This window comes from Pseudomonas sp. KBS0707, from assembly GCF_005937945.2.
GTDB classification, from domain to species: Bacteria; Pseudomonadota; Gammaproteobacteria; order Pseudomonadales; family Pseudomonadaceae; genus Aquipseudomonas; species Aquipseudomonas amygdali.
The window spans coordinates 4,837,432-4,860,981 of sequence record NZ_CP041754.1; the positions used below are offsets into that span (position 1 = coordinate 4,837,432).

Below are 23,550 nucleotides of genomic sequence, written 5' to 3' on the forward strand. Positions count from 1 at the left end.
AAAAATAACCAGATCTGTGTTCTTGAAACTGATCAAACCAAATAGCTTTCGAGTTTTCCTCGGCGGCGGATGTCAACGGTGGCGCAATGAAAGGAGCCGCCGAAACTATTGAAGTTACGGAAATCACATAGAATCGGCTCAAACCCTGCGCCTTTCATGGCCTTTATCATGGGCTCGTCTTGTCGTTCTACAACAACACGCCGTTCATCCAGCATCAGGATGTTCATGTTTATCCATTTGCTGGTCATGTACAGGGGATGGCTGTCTGGCATGATGGGTTTGGGTGCATGAATGGCATCCCAGCCCCGAAATATTTCCGGCATCTTCTGGACACGCTCGGGATTGATCAACAACTTGCCCGGCGCTAACGGCACCAACGTCGCATCAATATGCATTGGATGCATATCATTGAATTCGAGGACATGGATCTTATAATCGTCACCCAGGTGCCGCTGTAACCAGTTGATCCCGAACTCATTAGTAACATTACTTTTTTGAGCAATGATGTCTTTCCCAAGCCTGGTGAAGTCTGCAGCGTCAAAGGTCGGTTCAAACTCAGTGATCACCAGATTGGCCGAGGTCGCGGCTTCATCTTCAACCCAACCATCCACGTACTGCTCATCCGACAGTTCGGGTTTCGGCCCGGAACTCCATTTGGCACCACCATGAAAATATTCCTTGAGGAGTTTCTTGTAGGCAGCCGTTTCAAAATAACGAGAACGCCAAGCCAAAGGGCATTCAATGATGTCAGTGCCGACCACCAGCAAAACATCCCGTGGCATCGCCGCATACATTCCAGTACTTGACCAGCCCGGCGCACCGTACACGAGGGATTGATTCTTTGGCTCCGGGCGCCGGACCTTGACGCCTTCGCATTCAAGGATTCGTGCGAATTCATCGAGCTCTTTTCTGGCCAGGTCGATTCTTTCCTGAGGAAAAGGTTTGCCGGCGTTATCCCTAAAAAACTGATGCTGCTGAGTCGGCAGGCAAGGTTCCATGGCGGCGTGCCAAGGTGGGATGCACGCACCGTCCACCACCCCGACGATGATTTCTTCCAGCAAGTCCCATTCAGTGTAGGAACACACGGGCGAGGTTTGAATGACGTTTGAATCTTTTTCATTGAGTTGCATTGAACGGATCTCTTTCAGCGTAAATATTCAGTTTGAATTCATCTGGGAACAACAGCACCGGTCGTTTCTTTCACAGGGCGACACTTGAACTGGAGAACCCACATCAATCGGTGTTATGTCCCGACTGAGCTAAAAATCGAGACAGTTCGGCGATGCTCGGCCACAGTCTTTCCGGGCGCGGTACATCGCTTTCGGTATAGGAGGCTCCCTTTCCGGTTAGAACCAAGGCATGTGCTACTTCCAAATGTTGGGCTGCAGCTATATCGGTGAGCAGGTCGTCGCCAATGATCATGGTTTGCGATGGTTTGACTCCCAGGCTGTCCATGACCGAGGTAAAAAAGACAGGGGATGGCTTGCCTGTCACCAACGCCTGTTTACCACTCGCCGCCTCTAGCCCGAGGATGAAAGCGCCGCAATCGAGTCTCACGCCCCTGGGGTCAAACCAGAACAGGTTCTTATGCGGTACAACCAGACGCGCGCCTTTGTGCAAGTAACCGAAGGCTTGATTGAGGCAGGCATAATCGAACGACTCGCCTATATCGCCAATGACCACGACATCAGGGCTCACGTGATCACGAGCGATGCCCTCGAACATGCTGTTCACTGACTCAGGCATGAGAAAGAAACAGCTGACGTCCCCAAGTGACTTCAAATAGCGCGCACAGGACGTTGACGCGGTATGAATCTCTTCGGCCCGGACATTAATGCCATGGCGCTGTAAATCTTCGGCAATGGTCGAAGGTAGCTGGCCTGTGATGTTGGTCAAAAAACGAAGTTGAAGTCCGGCCATCCGTGCCGCCTCGATGGCCTCGGCAGCGCCGGGAATGGCGTGCCCCTTGAAGACCATTGTGCCGTCGATATCCAGCAGGAGCGCTTTTATTTTCATGAGATTCCCGGGGCAGTTAAGGGATTGGAAATGAACAAGTCGTTTAACAGCCGGGGCAACAGTTGCTCCAGACACAGAGGCTGCGGCCACGGCCTGGACGGGGCTGCGCCCAATTCAAGCAACACTCCTTTCAACGACGCGGCATCGGACCACACACTGTGATCCCCCCCTTTGCGGCTCGACTCAATCAATGCACCGGTGTGATCGGCGCGCACTCGCACGCCGGGAGGGGGCTGCAGGTAAAGATCGCTGCGCCAGCCCGAACCTAATGTCGCCGCAGCCCCTTGCAGCAATGTAAAACCACCCTCGCCGAGTTCCGCGAAAGCGGTTTGCAAGGCATCTAAAACCTGGGGCGCGCCGAGCATGCCAATACCTGCAGGCTCGAGCCGCAGCACCAACAGGCCATTCTCTGCCGGGTGGAAAAAGACGTTCGAACGCTGGGCATCGAGGTTCCCTTGGGCATCGAGGGCCAGCCAGCCAAGCTCCAGAAACAAGCGATTGGGTCTGATATCCCACCAGATCGGCTGCATTCCGTGATCGGAATGGGCGATGAAGCGTGTCTCCTTCCCCGATGCCGTTTGGCACGCGGCGAACAACTCGTCCAACCAGCGTGCGAGTCGCTGTTCAATGGCTTCGAACAACAATTGGGGAGTGCTTGCATCTTCCAGGTAGCGCAACAACTGATGACACACCAAGTCGATGACGGGGTAGTAGGCGACTGTCAGGTCGGAGTCGCCCGCCTCCAGCGCCAAAACAACATCGGCGACAAAGCTCTGATGGACGCTGTCGAGCAAATCCAGCAGAAGCAGCTCCGCAGCTCCGGATCCACCTTCATTCAGGCGCCCCCCCAACTCACCGGCGGCGTAGAGCTTGCCGGGGTTACCGGCGACATAGGCACGATCCATGAGCTGGCGTCTACGTTCGCCGGCCAGGCTTCCATGGACTCGGATTGGTTGAAACCCCAACACGCAAAGACACAATTGCTGATCAATGATGACTGCCCGTACCGCAAAAGCCCGATGGCTCTCCCCCCCTGCGCCCACCGGTATCGCCGGGGAAAGAGGTAGATGCCGAGTCTCGTCCAGGGCAATGCGAGCCTGCTTGCCTTGCTCGTCGACCAAGACCATCGCCACCTCATCGGCATGCACCCTGAAACTCAATCCCAAGGCTTCGCACCGCAAACATTCACCTGCCCGCACGATGCTTAGGGGTAGCACCGGGTTCAGGTACACCTCAGTGTGACTGAGCAACTGCGCGCCCAAGCGTTCAGGCTGGACAAACGGGACACCGCAGGTGCGTATGGCGCGGCCGGCTTGGGCGAAATAGTCCCACGCCATCAAGCTTTCGCGCGGCCAGACCTGAAAAGCGTCCCGCCAGTGAGCAGGGTTGCCCGCTACCGCTTCCGGGATCTCATACCCGGTCAGGCCGTGGCGTGCGACTGGTTCTGCACTCCAGATGCTGAACAACGAAGGCGGCGTCTGGCAATTGGGGAACAGCGGTTCCAGCGTCGCCGCATGATTCGCTTGGATGCCCATGCGGTTTCGCAGCCGCTGGTAGAGATCTCGCGAAAGGCCGTCTACCAAAAGCCAGAGCAACGACTGCCTGCTCATGCCTGTAGCCCTGCTGGCAATGAACTCATCAGATGATTGGCAAGTTCCTGAATCTGATGACGGAAGGCATCGGGAGTGCTGTCATTGGCGAGCGTAAAATCGGCATGGATGCGTTCTATCTGAAAGTCCAGAGCACTGTTATGAATGACACTGATGTCCTTCCTCGACTCAAGTCGTCGCTGACGCGAAAGTGGATCGGTGACAATTTTGATCACTTTGAATCCGTTTTCCCTGAGGTAAGGCCAGTCGGTTTGATCGTCACGTAAATCATCGTTGATCACGACATCGGCTTCGGTTTTTTCCAGCTCTTGCGCGAACGCCTTGACCAGCGCGAACGGGTTGATAAAACGTAGTTGTCCAGCCACTTGCTCAAGCAGTTTCTGATCTTGGGCCCCAGGACTGAGCGCTGTGCAAGCTTCCGAGTAAAATCGCGCCTGCAGTCGATAAAGGGGAGCCGCCAACTTCAACACCTGGACTTTGAGCCCCAAGTGAGTGAAGTACTCATAGAGGTAATTGGCGGCCGTACTCTTTCCCGAACCACTCGGTGCAACAATGCTGAGCCTAATGGCTCCCCCACGAGTTGACTGACTGAAAGACATTGAGCAGACCTCTCAGGCGGTTGTGGCTTGGTTATCGTGGGTCGACGTGGAGCTGCGACCGGGGCTGTACGTCCAACGAACCCGGGACAACGCCTCGCGTAATGCGTCTGACAGGGCACAAGGAATGTCCGTCCTCGCCGGCGGGATTCCATGCCAGGTCGACGTTGTAAACTGCGCAGGCCATTCGAATACGCTGTCCCCGTCGATCAAGGCCAGGATCTCGACCGTCGACAGGGACTGCCGGGACCGCTCGGCAGACTGCATGACCTCGGGTAAAACCACTTCGTCCAGCCAGGAACTTCCCGTCGGCGCCCGGCCGAACACTTGGGCGAAACGCTCGGGCGCTATCAGCACCTTGTGTCGGTCTGCGCAGGCCGGGTCATTGATCAGGCCGGCGAGTTCGGGGAACTCCTCGATCAAACATGGATGCTGGCGCAGGCTGCCCAGGCCGATATGCGGATAATCCGGCCAGCCACGTGCCCGTACCCGACCGTCCTGGACATCCAATAGCAGCTTGTCGCCCGAGTAATAGTCGTGCTCCCCCGCCAACACATACTCCAGCATCGTGGTGGTCTTGCCAGCCCCCTTGACCCCGGCAAAAGCGGTCACGGCCTTGTGCGAACGGGACACCACCGCAGAGCTGTGAAGAACCGCCGAACCTTTCGCCGACTCCACCAGCAGACCGTAATAGCGCACCAGTTCGATGAGATGAATGAAGGCGTCCTCCGCACCGTAAAAGTCCACTTTGCGGGTAGACATGCGGTAGCGGTAACCGACCTGTTTTTCCGGATCCCAGGCCAACGACTCGCCGTTTGGCAGATCGCCCCGCCAGACCTTCAGGGTGAAGCCGACGGCATAGGTTTCGCGAATGAGATGAGGTATCTGGCAACGCGTTTTCCAGGGGGTCTCGAACGCTTGCGGAGCGTGCAGGCAGACCGTGAGATCCGCCGGTGCGTCGGAGTTATCCACCATCAGATAGGGCGTGAAGAACGCCATGAGGCGCGGGACCAGCCCTGCCGGATCGGCTTCGACCTGAAGCGATAACCGGAACACACCATTACTCAGTAAGTAGCCCATATAACTTCCTTGAATTAAGGCGTTAAACACCTGCAAAGCTGATCTGAAAGGCATCGGCGAAACACTTTTCAGCCCGGTATTGTTTCCAACGGACGCTGATTCGCCTGGACGAGTACGTTGCCCGGTGTCGACAGTGCCGCGCGATAGAGGGCCGGAGAGGCCAGGGCAGGAACGCCGCTTTCGCGCAGCAGAATCGCCAAATGACACAGCAGCGATGAAGATTCGAAAATAAAGCCCGAGACATAAGGGATAAGCGCCGCCAATGCCGCATAAGGCCGTGGCGATACCATGACGATCGGCGCCTTCGCCTGTTCGATGCGCTGCATCAGTCGCATGATCGCCGGGCCAAGGGTTTCTGGAGACGGCAAGTTATTGATGGAAACAGTCGCGGCAATACTGATTTCTTCAATCTGGGCACACTCATCGACCACCAAGGACAAACCTCGGGCGAAACCGGGAGAGATGGTTCTTTCGCCGGCGCGGTCATCCACCAGAAACTGGCTTTTCAACGGCGAAAAATCCACCAGGCTCAGTTGGCCGCGATCAACTACCCACTCCAGCTGAACTTCACCGAGCCCGGCGATGGCAGCCTCGGTCACGATGACCAGTTGGCGCCGTTGATGGGGGTTCAAAGGAAGGTCCAGGGTGCCGGTAGACAAACCATGGCCTGGCGCCAGTCCATCGGCATCGATACGCCAGGTGGACGTCGAAGCACTGCCGCGGTTGATAGCCAGCAAACCGTCAGGCGAATACTCGCAAAGCACTTGGCCGGCGTAGGACGTACTGCCCAGGGATTGGGTAATGAGCCCGGCGTCGCCGCGGATAAAGTCACGCACGACAAACACCTGGGTCTGAGCGCCCAACAACTCACGCAAACGCGCTGGTAATTGTGCCCGTGGCAAGATTTGCTGGCGTATGCCCGCCGAAAAATCCAGCACCACCTGATCGCTGTGCAACTGGGCCAGCAATGCATCGCTATGCGCTTGTGTCATTCCACCAGCGTTGGCGGCGATCAACAATGCGCTGCCTGCCTCGACCCCGTGATCGAGGGCCAGCAACGCCAGCGGACGGCGCTTGCTGCGAAAGTATTGGGCGAAGTCCGGCCATGGACGAAAGGGTTCCAGCTCCGGGTCGGCGGCCGTATAAAGATCCACCCAATGGCAAAGTGGCGCACTGGACTCCAGATTCCTCAGTGAGGCGATAACCCGCGCCTGCAACAACCAGACTTGCTGGCCATCCCAGGCCCACTCGATGTCCGCAGGGGCGTGCAAATGCTGTCTTGCCAACGACAACAGCTCTGCAATCGAGCTCAACATCGCCGGCTCTGCCAGCAATTGGGGGGCGCCGGTGAAATCACCATTGGCCAGCAACCTGACGGACAATGCCTGACTGGCGCCGGACACCAAGGCATCCCCCGCACCGGCTACTGCTTCGATAAGAGGCACTGCGCTGCCATCGAGGGGGTCGTGACTGAAGGCAACACCCGCCCAGCGCGCAGCCACCATATGTTGCACAATGACGGTCATTCCGACAGATGCATCCAGCAGCTCACACCGCAGTCGTTCAACAATCGCCCGGTGAGAAAAGCCAGAACGCCAAACCCCTTCGATAGCGTCAAACAACGCGTCCCAGCCACTCACATCCAGCCATGAATCGAAGATACCGGCAAAACTGTGGGAGGCGCCGTCTTCAATGGCGCAGCTGGAACGTACCGCCAAGGGCTGGTGAATATTGATATCCGCCTCGGTGAGACGAGACTCGAGATAATCACGGGCATCCGGGCGCCACTGTACCGGCGCGAGCAACTGCAACTGTTCGAGATGTTTGTCGAGGAACGCCCCCGCCGTCAGTTGAATAACCTGAAGTACGTCACGTAACTGCTTTTGCAGTTCCTCGTAATTATGCCAAAGTCGTTTGAAGTCGCTTTCTTGCAGCCCCACTAATGTCGGGACAGAAGTACGCTGCGCAAGCGTTTTCAGGGTCAGATATTTTCCAGACACCGGTTAATTTCCTTTAAATTGGCGGCACAAGAACCCATTGGCGTTTTCGACGTACATTCGATAACCCACTGTCTACAGCGCTAGATTTCCTGGCTTTCCAGCACTGAACTTTCCTTGAGTGTCGTTGCATAATCCATAAACAGGCGTGAGGCCTTGGCTTCTTTAGCTCCCTGGTACTTGCCGTTATACAGCTCGATCTCGCCTTGAACATGCCAGAACATCATTTGCCCAATATCCATGCCAGGGTATACCCGAATTCTATTGACGGCCAAAAGTTGAATGGTCCAACGGCCTATAAATCCTATATCACCAAGCGGTGCCGACAGGTTGATAAACATGCCGAGTCGAGCAATGGAAGAACGCGCCGCATAAGTCGGTACAAAACGAGTACTGCCCATGGTCTCGATTGAACTGGCAAGGTACAGCCGCATCGGTTCGAGAACAAACCCTTCAGAGCCGATATAAATATCACGGGTTGGCTGCTCCGACTTCACGTCGATAATGCCGTCCTCATAGACTTTCATATGATTATGCAGGCGAAAATTATAGCTATTTGGATTGATGCTATTCTTTGAGAAAGGAGAGATCACGATATCCCCTGCAATAACGCGATTGGTTATTTCATTACCCGTCAATATCATGGTTGGTCCATTATAATTCTTGAAGGAACGACACTTTGCGAGCCTGCATAACGCCCTTCATAGGCGCGAACGGCACCAAAATTTTTCCAGAAACACACTTTGGCAATCTTCGTCCCTGCATAGATACGCAGCGGTTGAGTGACCACAATTTCCAGCGTCCAGCAGATCGTTGCCCCTGTGTGCCCCAGTGGCGCGCTGGTTTGAATGAACATGCCACATAGCGCTGTCGATAGATTGGCGTAGAGTTCACTCGCAAAATCCAGCCCGCCGATACATTCGACGGTAGAGCCCAGGTAAAAACGCCTCGGCTGCAGGACCAGCCCCTCTTCCGGGATAGTGTGCTGAATAGTTCCCAGGCCCTCATGAGGATCGATCTGTTCGGCGTCATACTCGATAATCTCGCTCCCCAAATGGCAGGCATATGAATTCTGCTCTATCAAACGGGGATCGAATGGTTCGATCACAATGCGTTTCAATTCACGCATTCGTTGAATTTCACTACCCGTCAGCATCATGAAAGCTTCTCCTCAAAACACCTGCCATTCGCTGGCTTACTCGAACATCAATCTGCCAGCCATGGGGGAGTGGTGTTGGGGTACAACTCCGACACCAGCGACCGAGCACTAAAAAAGTAACCTTGAGTACGTTGTGCCGCTGACGACTGGGGAAAAAAGCTAGCCAGTCGTGCAGTAAGCAGCGATAAGTTATACGTGGGCACTGCCGGACAGAGATGATGTTCCCAGTGTCGATTGATATGACAGGGCGCCCAGAGAAACCGCTCGATAATACCCACATCGATACTTCGGGCATTACTGGCATTCGGATGGTCTAACCTTCCCCCGTGTTCGGCAATACTGCGTACACGCAGGATCAACGGAAGTATCGTAAACGCCGGAACAACCCAAAGCCATAACACGTCCCACCCGCCACCTACCCAAGTTATCCCCCCGCCCACGGCAATAATAAAAGCCATTGCCAGACGCCGATCAAGCCGCGAGGCATGACTGCCTCTGGCGAACAACCCCAACAGCCCAAAGTTGTTGACCGATCTAAGTGTCATCAGTGTCGAAACACCCAGTGCATCGCGCAGCAACAGCCCATAAAACCTGATACGTGTCTTCGGCAGTTGTGAATCTTTTATATCGGGATCAAGCTCGGTATTGAGATGGCGATGATGGAGCAAATGGTGCCGGCGATAACGGGATACACAAACGCTCAATGGAAAAGCCAGGAACAGATTACCCACCGTATCATTGAGCCAGCGCCGACGACTGATCAAATAATGCGAAGCATCATGCATCAGTACCAATAACGCATGTTGACGTGTAGCGATCCATACAATGGAAATACTATAGGCCAGCCAACTGCTGGCCCACTTAGCGAAAAAAACGGCGAACACAATCAATAACCATTGCATGCCTATCTGTATGAAACATTTACCTGGACGCAACTTCATCAAGTCGTGGACTACGTGAGGATCGACACGCAGTTTTTCATGTCGACATCGTTCTTTTCTTTCGCAAACTACCGCGGTTGCCAGACTCATCCCTCTTACTCCTCGACCAATCCTGTGGCAGCGCCTTGAACCTCGGAAGACGTCAATGAGCGGGAGCGGAATGCCCGTGGATGTTGTTGAAGCCAGAACTTGATGACCTGTGGCAGAAACTCGACGGGATCCGGTGATGGGCGAGAAACATTCAACGGCGCCCGAACCCTGTCGCTGCTGGCATACACCCCGTAGACTTGTAACAACCGTTCGAAGTAACGAAACTCATTTTTGGAGATGCCTTCAGGACTCCAGGCCGATAGCGAACGCTTCAAGAAATCCCACTGGCGGCTTTTGAGAATGGGCACGGGATCCTGGGCTCCCAGGCCGGCCGTTTCGCGTGCCTCGCCCAGTTGATTTTCGACCAGGCGAACCAAGTGTTCGTAGCCGATACGCTTGTCTCCGGCAGACGCCACCACCTGTTCGGCAACACCGCTGGCGGCAAACCGTATGATCATCGCCCGCAACTCACCGACCACCCAATCAAGTGGCACGATGTCGAGCAGACCGGTTTTGTTTCCCACCAAGAAGGGAGGGCTGAACCCGGCCATGAACCTGATCAGCGGATAGAGCCCGTTGAATCGGCTGATGGCTCCGGTCTTGCTGTCACCCACTACAAGGCTGCAACTAAAGGTCGAAATGCTGATGCGCTCACCGAAATTTGCACGCAGCGAGCGCTCGGCCATGGCCTTGCTCTCTTCGTAGCCATTGCGGTACTCCCAGTCTTCGACTTGGGTATAAGCAGTGGAAACATAGATCAGTGCGGGCCGGTCGGCCTGGCGCAGCAGGAAACGACAAAAGTTTTCCGACCCGCCGACATTCAGCGCCGTCATGTCTTCGCAGCTTTTATCCCAGGACACGTCGGCTGCCAGGTGGATACCCAGGGCACATTCGAGTTTGGGTCGGCTGTCGGCGGCAGCAGCCATCGCCCCGGCGTCGCAAATGTCCACCACCAGGAACTCGACACGAGCCCGCTCGACCGCAGACAAGGTCGCCGCTAATTCATCACATGACGTTTGAGTGCGTAACAGGCAGAGCAGTTGAAGCTGCAGGCTCTGCTGGAGTAACGAACGAACCAATGGAATGCCGAGGGTGCCGTTGGCGCCAGTCAGTATCAATTGCAAAGGGGTCTGCGCAGACATCGTTTATGCCTCGACCGCAACTGTCGATAGTTGCGATAGCAGGATTCGATCACGAATACCCTCCAGCATCTGCCGGCTATTGGCGCGGATCGCTCGCTCCCCGATCGGATGAAGAACGTCGGCCAGGGACGGAATGCCAAGATCGAACAAGACATCCAGTTGCACACTAAGGTCGTCCCCCGCCTGCTGGATGGACCACTCCCCTGACCAGACTTCCAGGTCCCCGTCGATTTGCTGAAACACGATACGGTGGTCGGGCAGCAATAGATCGCGCTCGGTCCAGGTCAACTCACTTCCGTTTAGCAATACACGCCAGGTGCTGATGATTTCGTTTCCGGTACGTTGCTCGATAGTGACGTCAAGTACGTCCTTCATGAATTCCGGATAACGCTGAAACTCACAAAGGGTCGACCAGACTCGCTCCAGCTCAAGAGACCCAAGATTCAGTGATGTATTTACTGCTGGCATAACGGGATTTCCTTATCGAATTCTGTTCGAGTGATCGCTTCAACACTCTGGCAAAAGTGCTCCAGCCCTGTTTCGAGATCTGCGTCGCTGATGACGGCTGGCGGGTAGAGACGCAAAACTTTCGGATCGGTGAGACAGAAAGCGAGCAACAAGTGCCGTTTGGCGGCCTCGATGATCATCTCCCCGACATGATCGAGACGCTTGAACTCAACGCCGATCATCAAGCCCTGGCCACGGATGTCGGTAATCAAGGGATTATCTGCAAGGCGCTGGCGCAGATAGCTCAAGACCCGATCGCCTAAGCGCTGCACCCTGAGGGTGAAATCGGGAGCGGACACAACATCCAGCACCGCGTTGACGACGGCACCGGCCAGGGCACTACCGGCAAAAGACGAAGCGTGGACTACCGGATCCCGGGCAGCCGCATCAAAACGCTTCGACGTAAACAAGGCTGCCGAGATCGGGAAAACACCACCGCCCAGAACCTTGCCCAACAGCAGGATGTCGCAAGGAACGTCGACACGCAGGCTACCGATACGCCCCAGGCCCGTTTGGATCTCGTCAAATATCAAGCGGCAGTCAAAAGCCTGGGCCAGGTCGCCAAGACCTCGAAGAAATTCATTCTCCACAGGGCGTATCCCGCCCTCGCCCTGTATGGGCTCAATAATGATCGCCGCGATGTCGCCTGCCTCCAGCGCGTTGGCGACAGCATCGAGATCGTCGATTGGACAAAAAACCACGTCACCTTCAGTCAGAAGACCGGCATGCCGCATGTAGCCATGACTGACACTCAAGGCAGCCGCGGTGCGCCCGTGGTAAGCCTGCTCGAAGGCAATGACCCTCCGCCGTCCAGTGACGATCCTGGCAAGTTTCAATGCCGCTTCGACGACTTCGGAACCGGTATTGCCGAAAATCACCTTATCCTTCTCAGGTCCCGCCATGACCAATAGCCGCTCGGCCGCCAGTACGATGGGTTCGTTCGACAGGATTTTCGTGGAAAGCCCAAAACGCTGGATCTGTTCCACCAGGGCAGATACCACGCCTGAATGACTATGGCCGAGTAGGTGCACACCGAACGAACCGAAGTCCAGCCAGCGTCCACCCTGAGTATCTTCGACCCAGGCACCGTCGCCACGCGCTTCGGATGCGGACAACCCCGACATCTTCAACATCAGGCCCTGTTGACGACCGAAGACAGCACCATAGCGATCAACGAAGGCGCTTTTACGCTCGGATTGCTTCGGCACCGGGACAGACCGTCCAGTCAGTTCAGTGTTCATAGGGATTTCATCAGTGGCACCAGAAAACTGGCATCGCAACCCAACGCGGTACACGCCTTGTCGGAAGACCGAAGAAAACGCAGAACGCCTCCCTGGTTGTGCGCTTGCAGCGAATCGACCAACTCGCCCGGGAATGCCGCAATCAAATCACGTATCAGCTGGCTTACTCGACGGATTTCAGTTGCGTCATTCGCTGCGAACAGACCCAGCAAGCGCGCCATGTCAGCCCCGGGTAAATTGATCACCTCGCACAAGCCGTACTCAAGTAACCACGGCAATCTGTGCTCTTCGTCGAGCACCGCCGTGCGCCCCAACGTGCAGTCGATTTGCACCAGCAGTTCAGCAATCTTCACTTTAATCAACACCGATGCATCCGGAGCATCCATGGCGCCTTCCAGATCTTCGAGGTAGGCATACAGTTCGGACATCACCAGCCATGCCGCGCTGACGATGGCGCGGGCCATGCTATTGCCCTCCACCCCCACGCCTCCGGTCAGCCGAGGAAACCAACGCAAGGTTGAGTCTTGTCGTGCTTCAAACATGCTGTGCTCCTTAGCTGGCGCTGGCCCCGGACTGGCGTTGCAATGATGGACTCCAGGTCCCTGCGCGGATCGCTTGCAGGTGTTCGAGGGCAGAGAGCGGCGGCAACTGGCACAGATCGGCGAAACACTGCGCCAGCGTTACGCCGGCCGGCACGTTCTCGGCCAGTCGTACATAACCGTTGCCAGCGCAGACCAGAGCGGCTTGGCCGTGCAACGGATACCGCGCAACATTTCCCTGCAACCCGGTAAATGGTTCATCACGAAGGAGTTCCGGAGCCAGCCTGCCTGTCATTTGCTGCAATAACGTCTCGATGCGTGACAGGGCTTCGTCCAACACCGCTGGACCTTTCGCAAGGTCTGCCCAGAGCGCTGAAACCTCCGTCCAGGTGGTAGGGCAAAGATCCAAGAAAACCAGGTCGCGGCTTTTATTCCAGCGACGCAGCGTCCACTTCTTGTTGGACAACACCCAACCCGACATCGAAAGCAGCGAGTTCATGGCTGCGGTCAGTGCATTCATCAAATAGCCGATCGCCGCAAAAGGCTCGTCAGACCGTTGCGCCAGCCGTGAGCAGGCGACATTCACTCTGAAAACATCCAGGTCTTTGCGAGACACCACGACACACAGGTCGCCAAGTGCCGAGAGATAAGGAGTGGTGAGATCATTGGTCACGCCATAGACCAAGCGCTCGACATATTTGCGCGGAACCTTGTTGCGCTTATCCCATCTTGAATAATTTTGCAGGCAGATCAGCGCTGGGCTTTGCGCCAGGCTGGTGAGTTCGCCAAGGGCCAGATGAACATCGGCAGCATTGAACAGCAACAGTTCGAGATGCAGACCTTCCTGATGAATCTGGGTTGCCATTTGCTCGGTGCTGACAGGCTCGTCAACCACGCACAACATATCAATATCGCTGGCCATGGTGGCAATACCATGGACCGCCGAACTGGTGAGTAGAAGTGTTCCAGGATCGCACTGACGGGAAGCAACTTCATTGAGGAAGTTGAAGCCTATATTTCGAGCCCCGAGAAAGTCTTGTGCATTCTTTTTAACGAAATCTTGCACAGCGGAAGACAATTCCATTTCAATGTCCTTATCATTTTACTTCCCGGCACACGGGCGCCGAAAACTTCCAGACCACATAAGTGCATCGCACCTGAGGGGGAATATCAGCAATAACAATTAAATCTGGATTGCACGCCGCTTATCGAGCGGAGCCACTTAAACCTAACAGCAGAACAAACATCATGCAACAATTTATCTGAAAAATAAAATCAAACAGCTCTATGCGATATCAAAATGATTCCACGTCCAGCTAGGGAGCTCCGAAAGTTCACGAGTGGAAGAATCGAGATCCAGCGTATTAACCAGGCAACTTGAAAGGGCACTCATATCCGACTGGACACAGTCCATATCAAAGGGTTTACGCCCCCCGACATATCGAATAACGACACTTCTGGCGGTGCACTCTTCACGACTATTACTCTGCTGCGCACCCGCGGACTGAAAGAAGCAGAAGTCCAACTCGTAAATCCCACCCGATATTGCTGATTCGACACCAACTCTTGAGCCGCTCACATACAGGTCATGGCTATGCTTGAATAGTTTGTCTGGATCGCTATCGCCTCGAAATTGCAAAAGTTCCTTATCCACGTCGTCATTGAGCGACTCGATAACGTCAGACCGGACCCAACCATTACCGGCATGACTGAATACCTCAATACGTAGACCAGTGGAATTGATGCTCTTCTTTCGACGACAACCACGTTCAACCGTCAGCCACTCGCTTGATGACGGACATCGATAAACAGCCTTCCGACTTCGTATAGATGAAAGTTCGCTCCCCAGATGCAGATAAAACTGCGGCCATTGCAAGGTGTCCAGATGCTCAATGACCATATCGGCAGCATGGCTCGCAGGGAGATCAATTTCAAAATGACAGGCGAATGCCATGCCTGGAGGCGCTTCAAAAAAACAACATTCAAAGTTGTTCAATGTGAGGTGCCATTTCTGAAACGCCTCAGCCAGGACATCGGATACCCGATCTTTATTGCAAGACGGCAGTGTCATCGGCGAATAGAAATGACAAACATGCATTTCCTGCCGCATAAGCAACGCCTTCAAGTACAGCGTGTCACCGTCGAAATAAGCCAACGCCAGTGGCACATCACGATGCGCCAAGTTATTCAGGCCGTAGGGACGCAAATCGACAAGTGTCATCGGCCTGTCAAAATCAATAGGGGCATCCACAGGACAAACATTCAGCTCAACCCCAACTTCGGGCTCTCCAACTCGCAGGCGCCACGACCCCGTTATAACGACACGTTGCATGAGGACTACTCCGGAATATTATTTTTCGATCTTGATTGCCTGGAGAAATCAAGCTTTGAAAAAAGGTCCTCTTTGTAGGCTACTTTTTTCTCTGACAGCAATCGCTCAACATATTTCGCCAGAAAGTTGAATTCTTCAAAGATATCGTCGAGCAAAAACGCCGTTCGGCTTCGGCAATACTCGACCTCAACCTGCCCGAATGAATGTTCCGCAGGCGAATCCACGGTTCTGCAAATATCAAAATAGACGCCGTATACATGCCCGGTCTTCAGTGACTCGAAGTTTACGTCAAAGCGTTTCCGTCGAAACACCGGCAGCGGGAGTATATCGGCATTTACACGACTCCTTGCTTCTGCGGCCAGATCGGACACCCCTATATTCTGATCCCACCACAGGCTCTCTCGACGAAGTTCAGCATTTTCCTGAAACCACTTTCGCTTTACAGTCACATTACTGTTGACCTGCGGAATAAAGGAGATATACCCCAACTCCTCTGGCTCACCAACGATATCGAATATGTGATTTTCATAGTCGAAAACCTGGAAGCCTTTATGGCACTCAGGGAAAAAACCAGGCAAGGCCCCGCCGTATAATCGAGCATACAAATCGGTGACAAGGTTCCAGGTGTCAGGGAGATCCTGAAATGTGAATTTTCTTTCAAACTCCATCTCCGGTCGCCATTGAAAATAACCAAAACGGCTATTTAACAACGGCAGTCGCTCGATAAGCGACGCCCGCGAGCGAGCAACAATGGCCTGGACAGCCTGGTAGTCGTGCTCACCAGGTGGGTACGCAACGGTGCAAAAGCGCAATGCCAGCAGATGCCTGGCCGTTGCTTCGACTGCCATATAGCAGCGGACTTCATCGCCCGCCTCGACGCAATAGATGACAGGCTTGAGGCCCGAACGGGCGATACCAGGTACGACACGATCGAGCTCCAGGTTCACTCGATCATTAACCTTGCGCTGAGCGCTGGTCAGTCTTTGTGGTTCAAAATCCAGGTGTTCAGAAAAAGTGTGTGTGCATTGCCCGGTAAGGACCTGGTCGACCCACACGCTATTCGCCTCGACAAGCAGGCTGTTCACCCCATGCTTCGATTGCGAGACACGCCCCGTTAGAACAAGGGGTGGATATAAAAAGGATTCTTCTTCGGACAGAGTCTCTTCGTCGAAGTACAGCACCCAAAGTCGATCGAAGTTTTCGGTTGCATACTCGTGGTCGAACATTCCATGGCTCTCTATGCTAAGCGTCAAGTACCATTACAGATACGAACAACACTACTGGGTTGGCGGGTTCAGATCCAATCGCTTAGCTTTTCCACTTCATAGCCTTGCGCTCGCGCTAAGTCTATTATTTGAGTCGACTGGAGTAGCGGCATTAGCACCTCGCTGCGCTTTTGCCAACGGCTAGGTTTATGAGGTTCAGTCACATTTACCGAAGGCGCCACAAACTGTTCGACGATGAAATAATCCCCCGTTCCGAACAGAAACTCTGCCGCATTCTTCAACATGTCGATTTGACTATTCTCAGAACGCACAAAATCTTCAAACTTAAAATCACGCCACTCCTCATTCGCTGCTTTTGAGCGTACGGCCTGCGCAATCAACTTGTTAGGTTCCAGCCATTGAGCGGAACACACTTCCACTAGGCTCATACTGCCCGCAGTCTGCTTCCAATCCTCAAACAAGTCGAAACACCACCCTGACAATGGATGATCCTCTCCCAATTCGGTACTAAGATCATGCTGCCAAAAACAGTGATGAAGCCAACCATCCATCAATCCATTTATAGACGACAACGGATTGCGAGAGAGACGGACTACTCTAACTTCATGCTCGGCAAATAAGCTTCTCATCGCGCTGATCCGGAAAGGATCACTGGAAGCTTTGAGCAGTAATGACTTTACATTGACTGAAGCAGTCTTTAACTGACGCGGTCTTGGAATGACATAAGGACTGATCTCGATAATCGGACCATTATTTTTCTCCTTGTATGTCGACCAGTGCGAGGCGCTTGCGGAGCTTTTTCCAGGCAGATCATAATATGCACAATCTATCGTTGGATAAACAGTGGTCAGCTTGTCCAATACCAACCCGTCGAGAACCGACAAATCTCGAGTGCCGCCCTCCAGATATATATCGGTTGCTTGTTGCACTGCACTCACAACAACAGCAGGGTCGAAATCAGTAGTCGTCCACTGTAATGGCAGACGATAAGCCCATTCCCATGCGTAGCGAAGTACTTCTCGGGAGTCAGGTTCCACCAACGCATCACCGCAGGAAGCCAGCAGCAACATCATTTGCTTTATATCGTCTTTGCTCTTCCTGTCCAAAGTAGACAAACTGCTCTCGCGATTAGCTTTGGTATGGGGATAATTGAGCTCATTCAAAGTAAAGAACATTCGATGCTCACCGGCCAATGCTAGACACTCTGGATGCTTGGCGAGGGCAGCCTTGAATGCACTTGTGCCACAGCGCGGACCGCTTAATACCCAGCCAACGGGCAACCTGTTAGCTGTCCAGCCCGCAATGGCGACAGCCTCTTCCGGAAACAGGGAAAGTATTGTGGCACGAAGTTTTTTTTCATTGGCTTTCAAAAGTAAAAGCCTGGTGTTTTCGTTTTTGCGCACCAATAGACGCCCTGTCATACTTATTACTTCCTTTTTCGTACAGCACTCGAAGATAATCGGTTAACTGTCATTCGTGCTAAATCCAGAGCTCAAAAAGCATACCGCAGAGCATGTCAAAATACTCACAGACAAAAAAACATCTGTCAAGAAAAAAATTAAATGAACTCATCTGTGATGCAACCTGATCATATCGCACCAAAATAGAGCGTGACGCTCGATGCAAAAACGCCCTGCCTACACTAATGTTTTGCAACGGTCCGCCGACTACTTTGAGCCTGCACAAGGGCAATCCGCCCTTGACACGCGATCCCTTGCTAGGATAAAACATTTGTCCCGTAATTTATGAAGCCCTGAATTCAGCCGTTAATACACAGTAAAGTCTTGACGGTGTCGACCTTTATTTTATGGCTTTGTTTTGCACGGAAGCAGTTTTCCATCAGTCCAAACTATTACCCTGATGAGCTCGATAATTCAATGAAGATTACAAGCCTGAAAAACCGCAATTTGCTGACAATGAACGAGTTCAATCAAAGTGAGTTATCCCACCTCATTGATCGCGCCATAGAATGCAAGCGATTAAAAAAAGATCGAATATTTAACCTCGGCTTAAATCATTTGAATATTTGTGGCATTTTCCTAAAGCCTTCAGGTCGTACCAGCACCTCATTTGTCGTTGCCTCGTATGATGAAGGAGCGCACTTTCAATTTTTCCCGGCAGACAATATTCGCTTCGGGCACAAGGAAAGCATCAAGGATTTTGCCCGTGTTGTAGGCCGCCTCTTCGATGGCATCGCCTTTCGTGGTTTCGAGCATGAAGTGGCGGAAGAACTGGCCAAACATTCGGGAATTCCCGTCTGGAACGCGTTAACTGATACCCATCACCCAACTCAAGTACTGGCAGACGTCATGACCGTCAAGGAAGAATTCGGGCGCATTGAGGGTGTGACGATCGCCTATGTTGGTGACGGCCGAAACAACATGGTAACGTCCTTGGCCATCGGGGCGCTCAAGTTCGGTTACAACCTGAGAATCATTGCCCCCAATGCCTTGCACCCGACCGATGCGGTACTTGCTGGCATTTATGAGCAGACTCCCGAGCGAAACGGCTCCATCGAAATCTTCACCGAAGTTGCCGCTGGCGTTCACCAGGCCGATGTTATTTATACCGATGTGTGGATTTCTATGGGTGAATCAGTCTCGGTAGAAGAACGCATCGCCCTGCTCAAGCCTTATAAAGTTACTGAAAAAATGATGGCGTTGACTGGCAAGGCCGACACCATATTCATGCATTGCCTGCCAGCATTCCATGATCTGGATACCGAAGTTGCAAGGGAGACCCCAGACCTTGTCGAAGTAGAAGACTCCGTATTCGAAGGGCCGCAAAGTCGCGTGTTCGATCAAGGGGAAAACCGCATGCATACCATCAAAGCACTGATGCTGGAGACAGTCGTCCCCTGATAGCGAGCTTAAATCCAAGTTCGCGCTCAGAAGCCTTATCGCATAGCCACTCTTGTTGACCTCCGGGAGGTCAACAAGGTCGATCATCCCCACCGCCTGATCTTCAGATGCTCTATATTCGCTGTTTATCTGTGCCCGAGACTCTGGGTTATCTTCTAGTGTGCTGTTCGCAAAATAGCTTTTCGTTAGTCTCGGCTACACTTCAGATGTCATTCCAGCCTTGGAGAGCTTATCGTGAGCGCTCTGGACATCACGCTTAGCCATGAAGAAACGATCGAACTCAAACGGCGCGTTCGCTCTGCCACCATCCCTCAGCGAGAGGGTCGGCGAGCACGCATAATCCTGCTGGCTGCCGAAGGCGAAACCCGAGACAACATTGCGCGGTTGACGGATTTTTCCTGCCCAACGATCACTCTCTGGTGCCAGCGTTTCCGGGCACGTCGACTGGACGGATTGGTCGACCAACCTGGGCGTGGACGCAAGTCGTCTTTGCCTGAGGAAACGGTTCGCCGGGTCTTGGAACAAGTCACCCGACCCCGCATCGGAGAGCCGCGCTGGAGCTGTCGGAGCATGGCAAGGGCAGCGGGAATTTCCTCGACCACCGTCCATAAACTGTGGGCTGCCAACGATTTAAAGCCTCACCTGACACGCACATTCAAGCTGTCCAACGATCCGCAGTTTGACGAGAAATTCTGGGATGTGATCGGGCTTTATCTGGCCCCACCGGATAAGGCTTTGGTGTTGTGCTGTGATGAGAAAAGCCAGGTTCAGGCGTTGGAGCGAACACAGCCGGGCTTACCTTTGGGCATCGGTCATATCCAGACTAAATCCCATGATTACACCCGTCATGGCACGGTCACGTTATTCGCCGCACTGGATTACCTCCAAGGGAAATTGATCAGCAGCATCGAGCGTCAGCACCGGCATCAAGAGTGGCTGGCCTTTCTCAAGAAGATCAATAAAGAAACGCCCAAGCACCTCCAGCTTCATCTGATCGTCGATAACTATGCGACCCACAAGCATGCTGCGGTGAAAGCCTGGCTGGCGAAGCATCCGCGTTTTCATATTCATTTCACCCCAACCTCCAGCTCCTGGATGAACATGGTTGAGCGCTTCTTTCGAGACATCACCGTGTACTTGCGCGACGGCAGCTTCGCCTCCGTGCGAGAGTTAGAAAGCTCCATCACAACGTTTATGGCGTTACGAAATGCTCGGCCGACCCGGTGCGTTTGGAACGCAAAGGGAGAGGAGATTTTGAACAAAATTCAACGTGCGCGTGAGGCGCTTGAAACCGCACAAGAAAATTAAGTTATTTCGAAAACAGCACACTAGGCATGCCGGGTCGTTCGCAGTAGCCCTGTAGTGCTACGATGATAGCTGTCTGCACCACGTTTTCCTTACCAGCCATTTTTACCTCCTTACGAAAAGTTATATTGATCTTCATCAACGGGCGAGCAAATATGTTTTTTGAACTTTCGACTTAATATATAGAAGGCTTGCTCAGTTTGGGCCAAAACACATAGGTTTTTTAGAGAGACCATTTAACGGCTTCTAAGTATCTACTCGCGACTCATACTGTATCGAAGCTCACTCAGCATCTGTCGTCGCACTTATCCTACACCACGGCTTGGCACTTGGTAAGCCGCTCGTGTTTGAGATAACCACGGCTTCAAAGAAGCGGGCCTAACATAGCTGTAGTTCACACTGCTAGCCGTAGTGCTGTGTTCCATACCGCCGGGTGCTTTGAGGATAGCAAATTGAAGGCCGACGCTCCTCAATTTGGTAGCGTCATTGGCAGACGTCGCACATGATATCTGCGTTGGCTTCAGGTCCGCCCTACGTCAATTTTTAATCGGCATGAGTCAGTTTTCAATCACCGCCAACCAGTCCGCATCCCCACCGAATCAGTTTCGGTCAGCGGCAACACCGCCGGGCCTAAGTCGTATCAGCGCCGACACCAAATTTTGCTTAAGAGTATGTTGTGACGAACGCAATGATGGATTTCGTCGAAGACAGCGAACACATGGTAATCGTCCAATAGCTTCCAAAAAGCCTCATCACGGTATTCCATACCTGATAGGTGCATCCAGCGCGGACCGAAACAACCAGCCCAACGAGCCTTCTCGACAGCAGCTCCGAAAGAGTGCGCCGTAAGCCTTCATGCGTTGCCGAGCCCGATCTGCGAGGCGTTGCGGCAGCGGCCGGGGAGAATGCGGATTCCACGCACACTGGACAGTGACCGTCGCAAGTAAGAGGCTTATCAGAAGACTCCGTGCTCAAGGCGGAAAAGAGTGTCCATGACCAGAGTGAATTCGTGGAGGTTGCTCATGAATGTGCAGGGCTGCTGCCTATCTAGGCTACGGATGCGACTCTCAAACCAGTTGCGGGCGCTTGTTGGTGACCCCAACACCACAGTGGCGCGGGAGAGAACCAGCGTTCGAGCTGATTTAAAGCTGCGGTGTTCAATGCTCCAACAGCCCATGCCTGCGGGCGCAGCCAGCCCCAATATCTGAAAGCTGGCCGCGACAATACCGCCCTCTGGGCGAGGGTTGGATTGCAGCGCGGTTGAGCCAAGCATAGCCGATGGAGCACTCGCCTGAGGGGCATGGTGAATTGCAGTGTCGCAGAAGAAAGGATCAAGAAGAGGCCAGGTCGCAAGTGCTGGATGCATTGCTTTTGGAATGCCAGAGAGCTTTGAAACTTCAACCTGCCTGATCGCTTCGCATCGTCCAGCCAGTCTTACAGCTTCTGCCGTGGGATAGTGACGCAGCAACTGCCTAGCTTGCTCGCGGACGCGGTCGGGCAAGGTTTTATCTCGGGAAATCCTCGCCAGAAATCCGCCTGTTTCAATTACGCTGCGTGTCCGCTCATAGGCAGTGGTCATAGAGCTTGCTCTCCACTCGGCAGGAGGGCGCATAGCTTCTTGAAGACTTCAGTCGCTTTCCCTATCAGCATGAGCTCATTCTGCGCGCCGGTGCTGACATCCTCCGTATTGACGTGAATCACCGTCGCACCATACGACAGGGCAATCCTAGGGATGTCAGCTGCGGGCGTAACGATTCCAGATGTACCCACGGAGATCAGAACGTCGCAGCTCTTCACCAAGGCGATTGCCGACTTCCAAACGTCTGAGGGCAAGTCCTCGCCGTACCAAACTAAACCAGGGCGTAACTTCCCGTTGCACCTGACACACCGTGGCGGTTCGACTTCGCCACCGATATGAGAAGTCACCTGCGATGGAGGTATTTCTGCCGGTCGATGGCACGCAAAGCACTTTGGCGTAGAAAGGCTACCATGGAGATGCAGTACATCCACGGATCCCGCTCGCTCATGCAAGTCATCAATGTTTTGAGTGATCACGGAGACGCTATACCCCGATTTAGCGAGTCGGCTCACCGCAAGATGTGCAGCATTGGGAGCGGCTTTAGAGACCTGTTGGCGCCGCCACAGGTACCATCCCCATACCAAAGGAGGATTTCCACGAAAGGCCTTGGCTGTTTCCATATTGCGCGGATCGTATGAAGCCCAAATACCGGTCAATGGATCGCCGTACGTGGAGATGCCACTTTCAGCAGAGATTCCCGCACCCGTGAAGACGACAATCTCGGGGGCGTCCAACAGGGCCTTCGCGGCGTTTCTAAATTCAGGCACAGAATACTCTCAATACTGAGGCCGGTAAGGTCAGGCGAATCTGGCGAGAGTCATTGACTATTCGCCCTAAGAGCTGGTGCCGGCTTCAGGTATAGGGGAGCGTACATCTGGTGAGATTTAGACTTATGGGCTGGCTCCGACATTCTGGGTTGGTGATTTTCTAGCCTCTTTTTAGAAAACCATACCCGTGATGTTTTTTTCTTGCGAAGGTCTAGATCCCCCATTTTGTAAACGCCTTGTGAGGTGCGATACACCACAGCACTTTCCTCAGTTACGACACCTTGGAAACAAGTGATTCGATCTAGATCTTCGAGGCTCCATTTGCCAGAGCGGCTGATCGCTGGTGGACAAAGCATTTGGACGTGACTGATTTCCACATTCGAGGCGGCAGTCATGTAGTGCTGAAGCTCATACGCGCAACTGACCATTGCTGCGCGATCACACATCCCAGTCTGAGTGGAGGTGATAGTCAAGAGAAAAACCATGCCATCCAACTCACAGTGTGTCCTGGTGAAGACAGTCCGTTCTGCAGGGTCAAGTACGTATATCAATTGCTAAACCA

The 23,550-nt window shown here is 53.5% G+C and carries 22 protein-coding genes; 2 read left to right on the top strand and 20 right to left on the bottom strand.

Annotation, left to right across the window (positions count from 1 at the left end; translation table 11 throughout):
* Nucleotides 1-32: 32 nt before the first annotated feature.
* From FFH21_RS23020 to FFH21_RS23100, 17 genes are all read right to left on the bottom strand, one after another.
* Entirely contained in the window at nucleotides 33-1,130 is a 1,098-nt protein-coding gene (locus tag FFH21_RS23020; protein WP_003381690.1) for a hypothetical protein, read from the bottom strand.
* A 103-nt stretch (nucleotides 1,131-1,233) separates the two neighbouring features.
* Nucleotides 1,234-2,016 carry an HAD-IIA family hydrolase gene (locus tag FFH21_RS23025; RefSeq protein ID WP_003381691.1) on the bottom strand — a complete coding sequence of 261 codons (783 nt, stop codon included), beginning with the start codon at nucleotides 2,014-2,016 and terminating at the stop codon, nucleotides 1,234-1,236.
* Nucleotides 2,013-3,626 (bottom strand): alkaline phosphatase family protein, encoded by a 1,614-nt coding sequence (locus FFH21_RS23030; protein WP_003381692.1) that lies wholly within the window; start codon nucleotides 3,624-3,626, stop codon nucleotides 2,013-2,015. Before FFH21_RS23030 ends, FFH21_RS23025 begins: the two co-directional genes overlap by 4 nt.
* Nucleotides 3,623-4,225, bottom strand: a complete 603-nt coding sequence (locus FFH21_RS23035; RefSeq protein WP_077142884.1) for a hypothetical protein — start codon at nucleotides 4,223-4,225, stop codon at nucleotides 3,623-3,625. Before FFH21_RS23035 ends, FFH21_RS23030 begins: the two co-directional genes overlap by 4 nt.
* Before the next feature lie 12 nt (nucleotides 4,226-4,237).
* A complete protein-coding gene (locus tag FFH21_RS23040; RefSeq protein WP_003381695.1) occupies nucleotides 4,238-5,302 on the bottom strand; it encodes a hypothetical protein in 1,065 nt (354 codons plus the stop codon).
* A 68-nt stretch (nucleotides 5,303-5,370) separates the two neighbouring features.
* A complete protein-coding gene (locus FFH21_RS23045; protein WP_003381696.1) occupies nucleotides 5,371-7,302 on the bottom strand; it encodes a PEP/pyruvate-binding domain-containing protein in 1,932 nt (643 codons plus the stop codon).
* A gap of 80 nt (nucleotides 7,303-7,382) precedes the next feature.
* Nucleotides 7,383-7,943 (bottom strand): dCTP deaminase, encoded by a 561-nt coding sequence (locus FFH21_RS23050; RefSeq protein ID WP_003381698.1) that lies wholly within the window; start codon nucleotides 7,941-7,943, stop codon nucleotides 7,383-7,385.
* Nucleotides 7,940-8,458, bottom strand: a complete 519-nt coding sequence (locus FFH21_RS23055) for a hypothetical protein (protein WP_003381701.1) — start codon at nucleotides 8,456-8,458, stop codon at nucleotides 7,940-7,942. Before FFH21_RS23055 ends, FFH21_RS23050 begins: the two co-directional genes overlap by 4 nt.
* Nucleotides 8,459-8,505: 47 nt before the next feature.
* The gene (locus FFH21_RS23060) at nucleotides 8,506-9,489 is read right to left on the bottom strand and encodes a fatty acid desaturase family protein (RefSeq protein ID WP_003381702.1); all 984 of its coding nucleotides are present in this window, start codon (nucleotides 9,487-9,489) and stop codon (nucleotides 8,506-8,508) included.
* Between the two features lie 5 nt (nucleotides 9,490-9,494).
* Nucleotides 9,495-10,631, bottom strand: a complete 1,137-nt coding sequence (locus FFH21_RS23065) for an SDR family oxidoreductase (RefSeq protein WP_003381703.1) — start codon at nucleotides 10,629-10,631, stop codon at nucleotides 9,495-9,497.
* A gap of 3 nt (nucleotides 10,632-10,634) precedes the next feature.
* On the bottom strand, nucleotides 10,635-11,099 hold the full coding sequence (locus tag FFH21_RS23070) for an aromatase/cyclase (RefSeq protein ID WP_003381704.1): 465 nt from the start codon (nucleotides 11,097-11,099) through the stop codon (nucleotides 10,635-10,637).
* Complete coding sequence (locus FFH21_RS23075; protein ID WP_017698917.1) at nucleotides 11,087-12,379, bottom strand: aspartate aminotransferase family protein; 1,293 nt, start codon at nucleotides 12,377-12,379, stop codon at nucleotides 11,087-11,089. Before FFH21_RS23075 ends, FFH21_RS23070 begins: the two co-directional genes overlap by 13 nt.
* Entirely contained in the window at nucleotides 12,376-12,921 is a 546-nt protein-coding gene (locus FFH21_RS23080; protein ID WP_011169506.1) for a DUF6031 family protein, read from the bottom strand. Before FFH21_RS23080 ends, FFH21_RS23075 begins: the two co-directional genes overlap by 4 nt.
* 10 nt (nucleotides 12,922-12,931) lie before the next feature.
* On the bottom strand, nucleotides 12,932-14,002 hold the full coding sequence (locus FFH21_RS23085; protein WP_011169507.1) for a DUF6001 family protein: 1,071 nt from the start codon (nucleotides 14,000-14,002) through the stop codon (nucleotides 12,932-12,934).
* A gap of 201 nt (nucleotides 14,003-14,203) precedes the next feature.
* A complete protein-coding gene (locus tag FFH21_RS23090) occupies nucleotides 14,204-15,250 on the bottom strand; it encodes a hypothetical protein (RefSeq protein ID WP_003381711.1) in 1,047 nt (348 codons plus the stop codon).
* A gap of 5 nt (nucleotides 15,251-15,255) precedes the next feature.
* On the bottom strand, nucleotides 15,256-16,476 hold the full coding sequence (locus tag FFH21_RS23095; RefSeq protein WP_003381713.1) for a hypothetical protein: 1,221 nt from the start codon (nucleotides 16,474-16,476) through the stop codon (nucleotides 15,256-15,258).
* A 68-nt stretch (nucleotides 16,477-16,544) separates the two neighbouring features.
* Nucleotides 16,545-17,897: a hypothetical protein gene (locus tag FFH21_RS23100; RefSeq protein ID WP_011169508.1), complete on the bottom strand. Its 1,353-nt coding sequence runs from the start codon at nucleotides 17,895-17,897 to the stop codon at nucleotides 16,545-16,547.
* A gap of 369 nt (nucleotides 17,898-18,266) precedes the next feature.
* On the opposite strand from FFH21_RS23100, the gene argF reads away from it, so the two are divergent.
* Together argF and FFH21_RS23110 are read left to right on the top strand one after the other, a co-directional pair.
* Nucleotides 18,267-19,337, top strand: coding sequence for an ornithine carbamoyltransferase (gene argF, locus FFH21_RS23105; RefSeq protein ID WP_227747861.1), 1,071 nt, complete (start codon nucleotides 18,267-18,269; stop codon nucleotides 19,335-19,337).
* Between the two features lie 234 nt (nucleotides 19,338-19,571).
* Nucleotides 19,572-20,645 carry an IS630-like element ISPsy25 family transposase gene (locus FFH21_RS23110; RefSeq protein ID WP_011169510.1) on the top strand — a complete coding sequence of 358 codons (1,074 nt, stop codon included), beginning with the start codon at nucleotides 19,572-19,574 and terminating at the stop codon, nucleotides 20,643-20,645.
* A 952-nt stretch (nucleotides 20,646-21,597) separates the two neighbouring features.
* On the opposite strand, the gene FFH21_RS23120 is transcribed toward FFH21_RS23110, so the two are convergent.
* From FFH21_RS23120 to FFH21_RS31180, 3 genes are read right to left on the bottom strand one after another with little or no spacing between them, the layout of a single operon-like run.
* Nucleotides 21,598-22,221: a BPSL0761 family protein gene (locus tag FFH21_RS23120; RefSeq protein WP_003381719.1), complete on the bottom strand. Its 624-nt coding sequence runs from the start codon at nucleotides 22,219-22,221 to the stop codon at nucleotides 21,598-21,600.
* A complete protein-coding gene (locus FFH21_RS23125; protein ID WP_003381720.1) occupies nucleotides 22,218-22,988 on the bottom strand; it encodes an NAD-dependent protein deacylase in 771 nt (256 codons plus the stop codon). The genes FFH21_RS23120 and FFH21_RS23125 overlap by 4 nt, the downstream gene beginning before the upstream one ends.
* Before the next feature lie 50 nt (nucleotides 22,989-23,038).
* Entirely contained in the window at nucleotides 23,039-23,473 is a 435-nt protein-coding gene (locus tag FFH21_RS31180) for a hypothetical protein (RefSeq protein ID WP_017698914.1), read from the bottom strand.
* Between the last annotated feature and the right edge of the window lie 77 nt (nucleotides 23,474-23,550).